The organism is Nocardia sp. CDC519 (genome assembly GCF_059509835.1).
In genome coordinates this window covers 4004973-4018630 of the sequence record NZ_CM183377.1, presented here as the reverse complement: position 1 = coordinate 4018630, position 13658 = coordinate 4004973, and the positions used below count along the sequence as shown (strand labels likewise).

Here is a 13658-nt window from a genome sequence, read left to right as displayed (position 1 = left end):
AGTGGTTTCGCCGCGACACGATGCGGGACGGGCGATCCTCGGTCACGCTCGGTTCGAAGGGATGACCCGCCCGCCTGTTCGCGGGCCCGGCCGCATGGGGAGCACGTGTGATCGATTCCGCCCGCCGTCGTTTCGGTCCGTCCTGGCCGCTGCGGCATCGTCTGCCCGCCCGTCGCGGCAATCGGGCCGCACCGCACAGCATCCAGATCGCGGCGGCCACCGGCGCCGGGCCCACCGCCCTGGCCGCATTCGATGCCGCCCTGCGCGAACTCGGGGTCGGCGAGGCCAATCTGATCCGGCTGTCCTCCGTGATCCCGCCGCACACCCGCCTGGAATCCGCCGCACGGATCGACACGCCGATCACCTGGGGCGACCGCCTCTATTGCGTCTACGCCGCCGGGCACGCCGACACCGCGGGTGTGCGCGCCGCCGCCGGTATCGGCTGGACCACCCGCGAGGACGGTGCCGGCCTGTTCGTCGAACACGAGGCCGAGACGGCCGAGGAGGTCGAACACCTTGTCCGAACCAGCCTGGCCGATATGGCACGGCATCGCACCGGTCGCTTCGGCCCGGTTCGGTTGCGCACCAGCGAAACTCGCTGCGACGACCGCCCCGCGTGCGCGGTGGTGCTCGCGGCGTTCGGGGCGTCCGGTTGGGGCCGACTATGAGCCTGCTGCACGTCACGGTCGAAACCACGATCGACCCCGAGCCGGCCGACCTGTTCCACCGCCTCTACGAGCAGGCCTTCGGTCCGCTGCGGACCAAGGCCGCGGCCAGGCAGGTGCTGCATCGGGAGGAGTTCCTCGCCGAGATGCGCGATCCGCGGGTCCAGAAACATATCGCGCGTACCGGCACCGGCGAACCCGTGGGCCTGACCACCTTGACCAGGCATTTAGAGACGGTGCCGTGGATCAGCCCCGAATATTTCGTTGCGCGATACCCTGAACACGCGGCCCGCGATGCGATCTACTACGCGGGTTTCACCCTTGTTGCGCCAAGTGCGCGACAGGGGGCGGCATTCCATGTCATGATCGAATCAGTTGTCCGGGTTCTGGTGGCTGAACGTGCCGCGGTCGGCTGGGACATCTGTTCGTACAACAACACTCGGTTCTGTTTCGCCGACGGCATCCGAGCGGTGCTCGAGGAGCAGGCAGACGTCGAAGTAGCAGTTGAGGATTCCCAGACCTACTACGCGGCCCGATTCATCGGAACGGGAGCGATGAAGGGGGGCTGATGGAACTCACCGGAGAGCAGTCGGCGGGTGGGCGATCGCACTTCGGACATCGGTGGCTCAGGTTCGTCCCCGGCGTCGCGATCGCCTTGATCGTGCTACAAACTCTGCTCGATTCCCCCGCGCTGTCACTGACGACGATGGCCTCGGTGGTGGCGGGCGCGCTCGCCATGATCGGCACGGGCCTCTACCGCCACCGCCCGCGTCGACCACTGCCGTGGTATCTGCTGTCCGCGTCGGCGGTGGCGTTCGCCGCAGGCATCGCACTGCGCGATTTCACCGGCACCGGCACCCGCCACCTCGACGACGCCTTCACCCTCGCCGGCTATGTCGGCATCGCGGTGGCCGCGGTGTTCTGGTTACGCCCGCGGCAGCTACACGCCGATTACGATCTACTGCTCGACTCGGCCCTGATCGGCCTCGGCGCCCTGCTGGCCTCGTGGACCTTCTTGATCTCACCGGCGCTACGCGCCGACGGCCATCTCGGTCATGCCGTGACGACGGCGATCTATCCGATCCTCGACGCTCTGCTGCTCGCCCTGGTCGCCTACTCGGTGGCGTCGACGACGCGTTCGGAGACCTCGCTTCGCCTGCTGCACGGCGGGCTGCTGCTGGCCCTGCTCGGCGATCTCGGCTACAACCTCGAGGTCGCGGGCACACCGGTGGCAGGCCGTGACGTGCTGCTCGCACCGCTGCTGCTGGCCTACACCCTGGTCGGTGTCGCCGCCCTGCACCCGACGATGACCTCGCTCGGCGCACCGCATCCGATTCATCCGCATCATTCGCGCCAGCGCGCGAGCTTCCTCGCTGTCGCGCTGATCGTGGCATCGCTGATCCCGGTGGTGGGTTCGCGGCTCGGCACGGTGGACCGGGTGGTGGTGTCGACGCTGTGCGCACTGCTGTTGATCGGGGTGCTGGTGCGCAGCGAGCGCGCCATCGTGCGCAGCGCCCGCAGCGAGAAACGTGCCCAGTACCAGGCCGACCACGACATGCTCACCGGGCTGCTCAATCGGTCGGCGCTGCTGCGAGCGCTGGCGCGCAATCGCGGCCACTGGGCCGAACGACCGCTGTGCCTGCTGTTCATCGACCTGGACGGATTCAAGATGATCAACGACAGCTACGGTCACGCCGTCGGCGACGAACTCATCGCCAACGCGGCCTCGCGGATCCGCCGGGCGGTGCGCCGCGAGGATGTGGTGGCCCGGTACGGCGGCGACGAATTCGTCATCCTCGCGCCACTCGACCGGCAGGAGGCCGACGGCCTGGCCAAGCGGCTGCTCGCCACCTTCATCCGCCCGTTCGAACTCAGCGCCGGCGAGGTACCGATCACCGCGAGCATCGGCCTCGCATGCAGTGGGCCGCGCGCCGCCGAAGCAGACATCTACGACCTGCTGCGCGAAGCGGATTCGGCGATGTACCACGCCAAGGAGTACTCCCTCGGCTACACCTTCTACGACACGTTCCGGGACGAGACCCGCGCGACGCCCGAGACCGTCCGCCGCCCCTGGCAGCGCGAGACAGCGGTCTGAGCGCCGCCCGGGCCCCTGTCAGCCGGGCAGCTCGGCGAGCAGCTTCTTGGCCTCCGCCAATTCGGCCTGCAACTGCTCGACCTTGGCCAGCTGCGCGACCCGCACCGCTTCCATGATCCCGCCGACCACCTCGGCGACCTCGGGGTGCAGCAGTTTCGCGGCCTGCGCGACGGCGGCGCTGTTCACCGGAAGCGCTCGCACGGTGCGCTTCTTGCCATTGACCACGTCGACGCTCCACTCGCCGTCGGCGGTGCCGCTGATGGTGACGGTGACCTCGGCCGCCTTCGACTTGCGCGCCGGAGCCTTGGCGGCCGGCTTCGGCTGGGCCTGCGGCGCCGGCTGTTGACGCGCGGGCGCGGGCTTGGCGGCACCGTTGGCGGCCACAGGCTCAGCAGCGGGCACCGGTTTCGCGACGGGCTTCGGGGCCTGCGGCGGCGCGGGCGGAGTGGACACGGTGCTCGTCGGGGCCGACGGCTTGGTCACGGTGGGTGATTCCTTCCTGGTGGACGATTTCGGCTGAGCGACGGGCTTGTCCCGGGCGGGCTTGGTCATCGTCACCTCGGCCGGGGAAAAGGACAGCACGTCTTTGGAACCGGTGGGCCGGATCTGGAGGAAATCACCGTCGGACGGCTCACCGAGGGCGATGACCTTGCCCGAGCGCCCTTCCGGTATGCCCACAGCCGCGGCGGTGAACCACACCATGGGCGGGCGGCCGGCGGCGATCTCGGTGGCGATCTGCGCAATCTCGGTGTCCGACAAGGGTTGCGGTGTGTTCTTGGACTTTGTTCGCGGCGACGACATGGGGCTCTCCGGGCAATTCTCGCGTTTCGTGAAGGGGCCTGCGTGCACAGATGATGCCGCACTCCACCGACAAGTTCTCCCCGCACCCGGCGAATCCATCCACGCGAGCACGCCGGGACGCCTTCGTGTCGATCCGCATCGATCGGGCCGATCCCGCTGCCACGGCGGGCCGGTTGCGATAAGAATAGAACACGTTCTAGGAACAGTCCCGCGGCCGCGTGGACTCGGAACAGGCAAGCCCGGACGGCCGGCGAGGCGTCCGGGAGAAACGAACGGCAGGAACCGCGATGACCGAAACCGTCGATCAGCAGGCGCTCACCATGGCCGCCATCGGTAAGCTCACCGGCCCCGGCGGGCCGTTCGAGATAACGGTGCAGCAGGTACTCGGCGCGCCGACACCGGTGCTCGTCAACCGCGAACGCAGCCTCGCCGACGTGCTCGCGGCGTCGACCCGCTGGGGCGATCGCGACTACCTGGTCACCGAGCACACCCGGCTGTCGTTCACCGAACACGCGGCGGCCGCGGGCGCGCTGGCGCGAGCGCTGCGCGATCGCTACGGCGTCGGCAAGGGCGATCGGATCGGCATACTGGCCGCGAACACCCCGGAATGGGTGGTCGCTTTCTGGGCCGCGCAATGCCTCGGCGCGATCGCGGTCGGCTACAACGCCTGGTGGGCCCCGCCGGAGATCTCCTACGGCCTCGCCCACACCACACCGTCGGTGCTGATCGCCGATGCCAAGCGGGCCGCCGGCGTCGCCGAACTGGGCGTCGACGTGCCCGTCCTCACCATGGAGGACGACGTCGCGGCGCTGATCGCGGAGTTCGCCGGCGGCGAGCTGCCGACGACACCGGTGGCCGAGGACGATCCCGCCGTCATTCTGTACACCAGCGGCACCAGCGGCCGCCCCAAGGGCGTGACGCATTCGCATCGCAACCTCATCGCCGTCATCGGCTATCACCGCTTCAACGACGCGCTCGCGGCGGAATTGTCCGGCACCCCCGACAACGGCGGCAGGCGATTCCTGCTCACCTCACCGCTGTTCCACATCGCCAGCCTGCACAATCTGGTCGTTCCGCGCCTGGTCAGCGGGGATACCGCGGTCATCCATCAGGGCTCGTTCGACGCCGACCGGGTGCTGCGGCTGATCGAGCGCGAGCGGGTCAGCAATTGGGGTGCTATGCCGACCATGGCGACGCGGATGCTCGACTGCGATCTCGGCGCCTACGACCTGTCGTCGCTGCGCGCGTTCTCGCTGAACTCGGCACCATCGTCGGCGGCCTTGCAGCAGCGGCTGCGTGAGCAGCTCCCGGTGGCCCGCACCGCGCTGGTCACCAGCTATGGCCTCACCGAATGCAGCACGGCGGCGACGCTTGCCGCACCGGCCGAGCTCGCGGCGTTCCCGGACACCGTCGGACGCCCGGTGCTCGGAGCCTCGGTGGAGATCCACGACGAGACCGGTGCCCAGCTCCCCGACGGCGAGGAGGGCGAGATCTGGGTGCATGGACCGTACGTCATGCTCGGCTATTGGAACGATCCCGCCGCGACGGCGGCCGCGATCACCCCGGACCGCAAGCTGCGCACCGGTGATATCGGTGTGCTCGAGGACGGCCGGTTGCGGCTGTCAGGACGACGCTCGGATCTGATCCTGCGCGGTGGTGAGAACGTCTATCCCACCGAGATCGAGCAGTGTCTCGACGAGCATCCGGCGGTGCTGGAGAGCGCGGTCCTCGGCGTGCCGGATCCGGATCTGGGGCAGGCGGTGGCCGCGGTGGTGGTCGTCGAGAACCACACAGCCACCGATGAAGACGAGCTGCGCGCGTTCGCCGCCGAGCGCCTGGCCTACTACAAGGTCCCGGCGCGGTGGCGGCTCACCACCACTCCGCTCCCGCGCAATGCCACCGGGAAGGTGATCCGCGCGGGCCTCGAGCCGTAGCCACCCGGGCTACAACGAGACGATCAGCAGGAAGAGCGCTGTCTGGATGGTCTGGAAAAGACTGTTCAGGTTCTGCTGGATTTCGGCGCTGCCCATGCCCGGCCTCCATTCGTCCGGCCGACGCGCTCCCGAACGGGAGCGGTTCGGTATCACTCCAGTGTGACAGCGCGCCGCGGCACGGAAAGCCCCTGTTCACCTGGGCAGCGATGCCGGGGCATCGGCCATCGACACCATAAAACTAGAACTCGTTCTACTATGGGGTCGACCGCGGCGTCGCGGTCCGTTCGACGAAGGAGTTGCCGTGGCATTGGACGCATCCGGTGCGAGCCTGCTCGCCGCCGTGCAGGCTTCCCCCCGCGCCGTCGCTGCCCATGACCGGCAGGCGTGGGTGGGCCTGTTCACCGCCGACGCGACGGTCCGCGACCCGGTCGGCGCCCGCCCGCATACCGGCCGCGCGGCCATCGAACGCTTCTACGACACCTTCATCGCGCCCAACTCCATCGAGTTCCGGGTCGATCACGACTTCGCCGGCCCGGCCGTCGTGGTCCGCGATCTCAGCATCCTGACCACCATGGCCACCGGAGCGCAGGTGCTGGTGCCGATGCACCTGCGCTACGACCTCGCCGAGGTCGACGGCGATCTGCGCATCGCCCATCTCGCCGCGCACTGGGAACTGCCCGCGATGGTGGCGCAGCTACTGCGCACGGGCGCACCGGGTTTCGGTGCGGGGATGAAGCTGGGCGCGGCACTGGTACGCAATCAAGGCCTGGCCGGTGCGGCGGGGATGGCTCGCGGGTTCACCGGCGTCGGCCGGGCGGGCAAGCGCGTGGCCACCGAGTTGTTCGGTGCGGCGAGCTCGGGTGACACCGCGCACGTGCGCAGGCTGCTCGGCGCGGGCACGGTGATCGAATGCCCGGCGGGCACGGTCGTTTCCGCCGACGAGTTCACCGCATGGGCCGGTGCGGGCCTGCGGACCGGGAAGACGATCGCGGCCGGGCGGTCGGTGACGACGAGTGTGGAACGTGGCGGCGCACCCGCTGTGGTCGCGCTGGAGTTCGCCCCGGACGCGCCGAGGATCCATCAGGTCGTCGTGTTCGGCGAGCGGGTGCCGGAACAGCCCTGAGGAACCGCCGCCCGCGCGGGCCATCCGATGTATGCCCGCGAGCGAGCCCGATCGCGGCTCGCGCCGGCGACGCCTACCCCTGTGCCCGCGTCCAGACGATGCTCGGCGGAATATCGCGCAGCACGGGCAGCCGGTCGAAGATCGGCGCGAGCACGGCGAGCGCACCATGGGACGGCCCGTAGGACGACACCCGGATGTCGGCGAACTTCGGGCTCCACTGCCGCAGTAGCTTGTCGATCTGGCTGCGCTCAACGCCCCACGGCATCTGCGGCGCCGTATAAGCGGACGTTTTGCGGTAGCCCTTCATCGTCTTCGCCGAGAACCAGGGTGGAATCGTGTCGAACATCAGCTCGACGCCGGGAAATCGCTCGACGATCGCCACGCACAGACGGCGCACCTCGTCGGGCTCGAAATACATGAAAAGGCCCTGCGCCGAGACGAATACGCCGCGTTGCGGCTGCTCGACGTGGTCGAGCCAGGACAGATCGAGCGCGCTGACCGGCAGATGACGGCAGCGATCGCGCGCGGGCAGGTAACGCTCGCGGATCGCGATGGCCTCGGGCACGTCGACACACAGCCATCGCACCGCGCCGTCGTCGCAGCGCTGGAACTGGGTTTCCAGCCCGGCCGCCAGTTCCACCACGGTGCCGCCCGGATGTGCGGCGAGCCAGGGTCGCAGTGCCTCGTCGAAGCGCATCGACCGGACGGCGTGGGTGCCGTCGGGTGTGCCGAAGGCCGCCTCGTAGTCGAAGTCGATCGACTCGTAGATGCGTACACACTCCGGGTCGCGCAATACCGCGTCGGCGCGCAACGATTCACTGGCCCGGTTGTGCAATGTCCACAGCATCGTCAGCGGGATACCGCTGAGCCCGACATCACCGCTCATCGGATTCACCTCTTCCTGCCGCCGCAACGGCCGTTACCAGGAGGGATATCTCAGGTATGGAGCCTAACGACGAATCGGGCCGAGCGGGGTTCCTCGACGAGCGGCCGGGCCGCCGGTGGCCGGAGCCACCGACGGCCGAGGGTGCCGACCCACGGGCGTCAGGAGCTCACGCCGCTGAGCTCGTTCGGGCTCTCCGGCAACTCCGCCGAGGCGGTCACCGCGCCGCTGGCGAGATCGACCCGATGCACCGCCTTCTTCGCGGTATCGGTGACGTAGGCGATGCCGTCGCGCACGAACAGCGCCGGCCGCGGCTGCTGCCATTCCAGCGGCTCCTGCCACGGGTCGATCACCGCGATGGTCGTGGTGACCGTGCCCGCGACCGGGTCGATGACGTGGATCTTGCCGTCGGTGCCGAGCACGAGCGCTTCACCCTGCGGGCCGCGAGCCAGCGACCGGAAGGTGTAGCTGGTGCCGAGATCGACCAGCCGCAGCGTGGCGTTGGTGGTGTCGATCAACGAAATCTGCTGCGGCCGTTCTAGTTCGGCGTCCTTGTCCTGCTTGTAGTCGCCGAGCACGATCGGCGAGACCTCGCTGCCCGCCTGGTTGCCGATGCGCCCGTACGGGGTCGGGCTGGTGACCTTGGTGATGGCGCCGTCGCGGTAGATCAGTGCGCCGGTCTGGCAGCCGACGACGACGGCCTCGCCCTGCGCGGTCGCCTCACCGTGTACGCCGGGGCAGTCCTCGTTGCGGGCGATTTCCTTGCGGTCGGCGTCGAGGACGACGATCCCGGTGCGCGCTTCCTCGGTGCCGACCGTCAGCACCAGTTCGCCGTTCGCCATTTCGAGGGCGACACCGTGATGCGGCGCGGGCGCCTGGTACACCTGCGTCTCGGGCTTCTCCGCGCCGAGCTGCTCGGGGTCGAACGAGGTCACTTCACCGCTGCCGTCGGCGAACAGCACGGTGCGCCCGGCGTGACCGACGACGTGGCCCGGTTTCGCGGCGGGGAAATCGACCCCGGTGAACCGGCCCTCCACGGCGTCGAGCACCCGGAAGGCATCCGAGGTGGAGACCAGCATGTGCCTGTCGTCGCCGGCCGGGTTGAGCCGGTTGAATCCCTCCAGCGCGATCTCACCGGTGGTCGCGAGGGTATCCGGGTCGAGCAGGTAGATACCGCCGTCGTAGGTGACCGCGAGCGGGGCGGTGACGGGCGCGGCCGCCTGGTCTGCCTCGTCGCTGCCGCAGCCGCTCAGCGCGACCGCCGCGGTGAGCAGGCCCGAGAGCGCCACCGTTGTGGTGCGGGTCCGAGTACGCATGTTGCTCCGTTTCCGTTGTACTGCTGAAGTTCTCGGCGCGAGCGCACCACCGGTGCTCACGGGGCCAGCCCGGTGACGATGGCGTCGGTATTGGCGCGCATCATCTCCAGATAGCTGCCCGCGCCCTCGCCCGGCGGGGTGAGCGATTCCGAATGCAGCCCGACCACCCGGACGTGCACGCCCGCCTGCTCGGCGAGCACTCGCGCGAGCCGATCCGGTTGCGCCGAATCCGCGAAGACCGCGGGCACACCGGCATCGCGGATGGTGGCGGCCAGTTCCGCGAGATCCGACGGGCTCGGTGAGGCCAGGGTGGTACCGCTCGGTATCACCGCACCCACCACCTCGAATCCGAAACGCTGTGCCAGGTAGCCGAAGACGTGGTGATTGGTGACGAGCTTGCGCCGCTCGGCGGGCACGCTCGCGAAGCGCTGGGCCATCCAGGTGGCGAGCGCGTCCAGTTCGGCCAGGTAGCGGTCGGCGTTCGCACGGACGGCGTCCGCATCGACGCCGGGCACATCCGCGATGACGCGATCCCGGATGACCTCGACCGCACGCCGCACCCGCTGCGGATCGGTCCAGAAATGCGGATCGGGCTGCCCGGCCGTCGCTCCGGAACCGAAGGCGATCGGATCGACCTCGGACCCGACGTATACCGTGGCCACCCCAGCGTCGGCGGCTGCCTCGACATTGCGGAGCACGCCCTCTTCCAGGCCGAGGCCATTGGCCACGATCAGTCCCGCCCGCTCCAGTCCCGCGGCCTGCTGCGCCGAGACGGCGAACGAATGTGGATCGGCGGCACGCGGCATGAGCACCGACACCGGTGCGGCCGCACCGACGATCGCCTGGGTGATATCGCCGAGGATGTCGGTGGTCACCACGATGGCGCCGCGGTCCGGGCCGGAATCCGCGCATCCGGTGAGCGCCATCATCGCGGCGAGCAAGGCGACGATCATTCGGGCGAGCACGCTCATCGGCCGGTCTCCACCATCAGTTCCGGTGCGATATCGAGACGGAAAGTCCGTGCGATACGCAGGTTGTCGTTGTAGTCGATCTCGTGCACGACCCGCGCCGCCGGATCGTTGACGTAGGCGCGGTTGGCGTCGACCGCGATGACCGGGCTCGCCGCACCGGGCGCGAGCGGCGCGGCGAGCACCTTCGTCTGGGCTATCTCGGCGCCGCTGACCGGGTCGTATCCGCGCAGGATGCCATCGGCGGTGAGCGCCAGGATCGGCGTACCCGCGCCTGCGGTGTTGGTCGCGACCACCGGCCCGGTGGGGATGCGCGTCCATCGACGGGCGCTCACATCGAGCACGCCGAGGGCGTCAGGACCCGAGCGCGTCACCAGGGTGGTGCTCGACGGGCGATGGAAGAACGTTTCCGCGGGCGCGCCCATGCCGTCGGCGAACGGGATCCTGGTGGCGGCCACGCGCGCATCCTGCTCGGTCACCAGCACTGCCCCGTCGGCGCAGCCGATCACCACGCCGCGCCGGGTCACGGCCTGCCCTCGGGGCTCAGGGCACGGTGCGTCCAGCGCGGTCACCTCGGCGCCGTCGCGGGAGCGCACCTCGATACGGCCCGAGCGCAACGCGACCACCAGCCGGCCCGCGTAGGGCACAGCGGTCGCGTCGGGGATCGAGCCCTGTTCCCGCACCGATCCCCCATCCAGGGCAGCGCGATCCAACACGACGGAGCCGTCCGCCGCGCGGGCGGTCGCGATCGTCTTGTCGCTGTACGCGGCCGTGACCGGACCGGCGTCGAATCGCCCGACCTCCCGCGCGGATGCGCGGTAATAGTGCACGTGATCGCCGTGGTCGACCATCCAGCTACCGCTGTCGACCACCTGTGTCGATGCGGCATTCGACAGATACGCGTAGCGACCGTCACCAGCGATCGCGGCGACATCAGGAACAGATCCGAGCTCGATCACCTCCTCGGTGATCAGATCGACCACCCGCACCGCTCCGGAACCACGTTCCGCGACAACCAGTCTCGGCTGCGCCTCGGCGGTCTCCGCCGCGCCCGCGACATAGCCGTGCGGCGTCGGCTCGGCGGGCACCGGTTCGGTATCGGCGCCGCAACCGACGAGCGGGAAAACCAGTGTGAGCGCCGCGGCCACCGTTACCGGCGCGGTGGCAGCACGCAGGCTCAGTCGCTCCCGCAGCCGCGATACCAGGGCGGACAGGAAGAACAGTGCGACCGCGGACCCGGCGATGGTCGCGCCCGCCGCCGTGCCCGCATGCCAAGAGATGAGCAGACCGATGACCGTGGCGGCCGAACCGAACGCCGCCGCCAGCGCCATCACCATCGGAATCCGATGGGCGAACAGCATCGCCGCGGCCGGCGGCGCGATCAGCAAGCCGAACACCAGCAGCGTTCCGACGATATGAAACGACGCCACGATGGCCAGCGTGAGCAGACCGACGAGCGCGAACTGAGCCCGCCGCGGCGCCAACCCGAGGGTCTGCGCGGTGCGCGGGTCGAAGGTGAGCGCGAGGAAGGCGCGATGCCCGAGCACGGCCACCACGAGCGCGATCAGCAAGGCCGCCAGCAGGAACAGCAGATCGAGCTGCCGCGTCGCCAAGACGTCGCCGAAGAGAAAACCGGTGAGGTCCACCGCGAACGACTGCGACCGCGACACGATGATCACACCGATGGCCAGCATGCCGACGAAGAGCAGGCCGATGCCGGTGTCGGCCGACCTGCGCCGATTGCGGCTCAGCACAGTCACTCCCGCCGCCATCGCGGTCGCGCTGGCCGCCGCACCCAGCAGCAGATTTCCACCGAGCAGCGAGGCGATCGCGATACCTGGCAGCATGCCGTGCGCCATCGCATCGCTGAGAAAGGCCATGCCGCGCACCACAACCCAGGTGCCCGCGATCGCGCACAGGCAGGAGACCAGCAATCCGCCCCACAGCGCCCGTTGCACGAAAGACACCTCGAACGGGGCCAATAGCCAATCCATGATGCGACACCCTAGAATGGAAACGATTTTCATTACAAGTTAAGTGACGGGAGTCGCATCGTGCAATCACCGGATATCCGACTGGCCGGTCTCAGCGCGGGCTACCAGGGCCACCGGGTGCTGCACGAGGTCACCGCGACCCTCCCGAGCGGCAAGATCACCGCCCTGCTCGGCCCCAACGGTTCGGGCAAATCGACACTGCTGGCCGCGCTCGCGGGCGTGGTGCCCCTATTGGCCGGGACCATCACCGGACGCGACGGCGTGCGACCAGCCTTGGTCGTGCAGCAGAGCGCGGTCCCTCCGACGCTGCCGATCACCGTCCGGGAGACGGTGGCGATGGGACGCTGGGCCCATCGCGGGCCGTGGCGCAGACTGACCGCGGGCGACCACGCGATCATCGGCGAGTGCCTGGATCGCCTCGCCATCGCCGACCTGGCCGGCCGGCGCCTCGACACACTCTCCGGCGGGCAGCGTCAACGCGCGCTGCTGGCCCAGGCCTTGGCCCAGCAATCACCACTGCTACTACTCGACGAGCCGACGACCGGACTCGACCTCGCGGCCCGCGAACAGATCACCCGCGCGATCGCCGAGGTCAGCGCCGCGGGCGTGACCGTCGTGCACGCGACGCACGACCTGGACGACGCCTTGCGCGCCGACCACTGTGTGCACCTGCGCGACGGACGTGTCGTGAGCGAAGGCGAACCACGAACCGCCCTGCTGGCACATTCACCCTGATCAGAAGGCTTCCCACCGCTGATCGACGCATCAATTTCATACCGAGCTGCATGTGGGGTTTACTGGGACGCCAAGTCTCAGTAAATTGGTTGATAGCGAGACCCACACCACACGCACGAGGAGACTCCGATGACGTCGTCGACTGTGCCGCTCACCCAGGATGTCGGTAAGGACTACCGGGATGCCCTGCACACGCTGTCGGAAGGGTCGGTCAACCGGCGCTTCGACCCGTACCTGGACATCGACTGGGATTCGCCGGAACTGGCCCTGGACCCGAAAGACCCGCGCTGGGTTCTCTCGCCCGAGATCGATCCGCTCGGCGCCACTGAGTGGTACCGGAGCCAGCCGCTCGAGCGGCAGATCGAGATCGGCCGCTGGCGCATCGCCAATTCCATCAAGGTCGGCGCCGCATTCGAGACGATCCTGATCCGCGGAATGATGCAGTACATCATGAAGCTGCCCAATGGGTCGCCGGAGTTCCGCTACTGCCTGCACGAGATGACCGAAGAGTGCAACCACATCCAGATGTTCCAGGAGCTGGTCAACCGGATCGGCGTGGATGTGCCCGGGATGCGGCCGATCTTCCGTGCGCTGTCGCCGTTCATCGGCGTGGCAGGCGGGTACGCGCACGTCATCCTGTTCATCGGCATCCTCGGCGGCGAGGAACCGATCGACCACTTCCAGAAGGCGCTGATCCGCGATGGCGGGAATCTGCCGCCGATGGTCTTGCGCACCATGGAGATCCACATCGCCGAGGAGGCGCGGCACATCTCGTTCGCCGGTGAGTTCCTCAAGGCGCATATCGCGAAGATGAACCCGGTGACCACCCAGGTCTGCGCGATCGCCTTCCCGCTGGCCATGCGCTGGCTGGCCGGCGAGATCATCGCGCCGCCGCGCTCGTTCGCGGAGAAATTCGACATTCCCCGTGAGGTGATCAAGGAAGCGTTCTGGCGCAGCCCGCAGTCACGCAAGATCCTGTCCGGCTACTTCGGCGATATGCGGGCGCTGGCCGACGAGATCGGGCTGATGAACCCGGTCACCCGGCGGTTGTGGAAAGCGCTCGGCATCGACGGCGATTACGCGCGCTATCGCAGCGAGCCCGATCGCCGAATCCGGCACGCGGCCTGAGCCGAGGTCGTGGCCC

General features: G+C 68.9%; 12 protein-coding genes. 7 read left to right on the top strand and 5 right to left on the bottom strand.

Going from position 1 to position 13658, the window contains the following annotated elements; translation table 11 throughout:
- The first annotated feature begins 107 nt into the window (after window positions 1–107).
- The 3 genes from AC5W7N_RS17920 to AC5W7N_RS17910 are packed head-to-tail and all read left to right on the top strand — an operon-like array spanning window position 108 to window position 2760.
- Window positions 108–668: a pyruvoyl-dependent arginine decarboxylase gene (locus AC5W7N_RS17920; protein WP_280213413.1), complete on the top strand. Its 561-nt coding sequence runs from the start codon at window positions 108–110 to the stop codon at window positions 666–668.
- Window positions 665–1234 (top strand): hypothetical protein, encoded by a 570-nt coding sequence (locus AC5W7N_RS17915; RefSeq protein WP_163809587.1) that lies wholly within the window; start codon window positions 665–667, stop codon window positions 1232–1234. Before AC5W7N_RS17920 ends, AC5W7N_RS17915 begins: the two co-directional genes overlap by 4 nt.
- A complete protein-coding gene (locus tag AC5W7N_RS17910; RefSeq protein ID WP_495921906.1) occupies window positions 1234–2760 on the top strand; it encodes a diguanylate cyclase domain-containing protein in 1527 nt (508 codons plus the stop codon). Before AC5W7N_RS17915 ends, AC5W7N_RS17910 begins: the two co-directional genes overlap by 1 nt.
- Before the next feature lie 18 nt (window positions 2761–2778).
- Here the strand turns inward: AC5W7N_RS17910 and AC5W7N_RS17905 are convergent, their stop codons facing one another.
- Window positions 2779–3519: a DUF6319 family protein gene (locus tag AC5W7N_RS17905; protein WP_228806800.1), complete on the bottom strand. Its 741-nt coding sequence runs from the start codon at window positions 3517–3519 to the stop codon at window positions 2779–2781.
- A 329-nt stretch (window positions 3520–3848) separates the two neighbouring features.
- Between AC5W7N_RS17905 and casG the strand changes: the two genes are divergently transcribed.
- Both casG and AC5W7N_RS17895 read left to right on the top strand, forming a co-directional pair.
- Window positions 3849–5495, top strand: coding sequence for a steroid-24-oyl-CoA synthetase (gene casG, locus AC5W7N_RS17900; RefSeq protein ID WP_495921905.1), 1647 nt, complete (start codon window positions 3849–3851; stop codon window positions 5493–5495).
- 301 nt (window positions 5496–5796) lie between these two features.
- Window positions 5797–6618 carry a nuclear transport factor 2 family protein gene (locus tag AC5W7N_RS17895; protein WP_163809581.1) on the top strand — a complete coding sequence of 274 codons (822 nt, stop codon included), beginning with the start codon at window positions 5797–5799 and terminating at the stop codon, window positions 6616–6618.
- Between the two features lie 73 nt (window positions 6619–6691).
- On the opposite strand, the gene AC5W7N_RS17890 is transcribed toward AC5W7N_RS17895, so the two are convergent.
- The 4 genes from AC5W7N_RS17890 to aztB all read right to left on the bottom strand — a co-directional run bounded on the left by AC5W7N_RS17890 (window position 6692) and on the right by aztB (window position 11779).
- Window positions 6692–7504: a class I SAM-dependent methyltransferase gene (locus AC5W7N_RS17890; RefSeq protein ID WP_495921904.1), complete on the bottom strand. Its 813-nt coding sequence runs from the start codon at window positions 7502–7504 to the stop codon at window positions 6692–6694.
- A 158-nt stretch (window positions 7505–7662) separates the two neighbouring features.
- Window positions 7663–8817 carry a zinc metallochaperone AztD gene (gene aztD / locus AC5W7N_RS17885; protein ID WP_194990823.1) on the bottom strand — a complete coding sequence of 385 codons (1155 nt, stop codon included), beginning with the start codon at window positions 8815–8817 and terminating at the stop codon, window positions 7663–7665.
- A gap of 56 nt (window positions 8818–8873) precedes the next feature.
- The gene (gene aztC / locus AC5W7N_RS17880; RefSeq protein ID WP_163809575.1) at window positions 8874–9788 is read right to left on the bottom strand and encodes a zinc ABC transporter substrate-binding protein AztC; all 915 of its coding nucleotides are present in this window, start codon (window positions 9786–9788) and stop codon (window positions 8874–8876) included.
- Complete coding sequence (gene aztB / locus AC5W7N_RS17875) at window positions 9785–11779, bottom strand: zinc ABC transporter permease AztB (RefSeq protein WP_194990822.1); 1995 nt, start codon at window positions 11777–11779, stop codon at window positions 9785–9787. Before aztB ends, aztC begins: the two co-directional genes overlap by 4 nt.
- A 60-nt stretch (window positions 11780–11839) precedes the next feature.
- On the opposite strand from aztB, the gene aztA reads away from it, so the two are divergent.
- Together aztA and AC5W7N_RS17865 are read left to right on the top strand one after the other, a co-directional pair.
- On the top strand, window positions 11840–12514 hold the full coding sequence (gene aztA, locus AC5W7N_RS17870; RefSeq protein WP_194990821.1) for a zinc ABC transporter ATP-binding protein AztA: 675 nt from the start codon (window positions 11840–11842) through the stop codon (window positions 12512–12514).
- Between the two features lie 129 nt (window positions 12515–12643).
- Window positions 12644–13642, top strand: coding sequence for an AurF N-oxygenase family protein (locus AC5W7N_RS17865; RefSeq protein WP_163809569.1), 999 nt, complete (start codon window positions 12644–12646; stop codon window positions 13640–13642).
- Window positions 13643–13658 lie beyond the last annotated feature (16 nt).

Bases quoted from the DNA above. Each gene is read 5' to 3' on its own strand.
- AC5W7N_RS17915 (WP_163809587.1), top strand. From the start codon at position 665: ATGAGCCTGCTGCACGTCACGGTCGAAACCACGATCGACCCCGAGCCG.
- AC5W7N_RS17910 (WP_495921906.1), top strand. From the start codon at position 1,234: ATGGAACTCACCGGAGAGCAGTCGGCGGGTGGGCGATCGCACTTCGGA.
- casG (WP_495921905.1), top strand. From the start codon at position 3,849: ATGACCGAAACCGTCGATCAGCAGGCGCTCACCATGGCCGCCATCGGT.
- AC5W7N_RS17890 (WP_495921904.1), bottom strand. From the start codon at position 7,504: ATGAGCGGTGATGTCGGGCTCAGCGGTATCCCGCTGACGATGCTGTGG.
- aztD (WP_194990823.1), bottom strand. From the start codon at position 8,817: ATGCGTACTCGGACCCGCACCACAACGGTGGCGCTCTCGGGCCTGCTC.
- aztC (WP_163809575.1), bottom strand. From the start codon at position 9,788: ATGAGCGTGCTCGCCCGAATGATCGTCGCCTTGCTCGCCGCGATGATG.
- aztB (WP_194990822.1), bottom strand. From the start codon at position 11,779: ATGGATTGGCTATTGGCCCCGTTCGAGGTGTCTTTCGTGCAACGGGCG.
- AC5W7N_RS17865 (WP_163809569.1), top strand. From the start codon at position 12,644: ATGACGTCGTCGACTGTGCCGCTCACCCAGGATGTCGGTAAGGACTAC.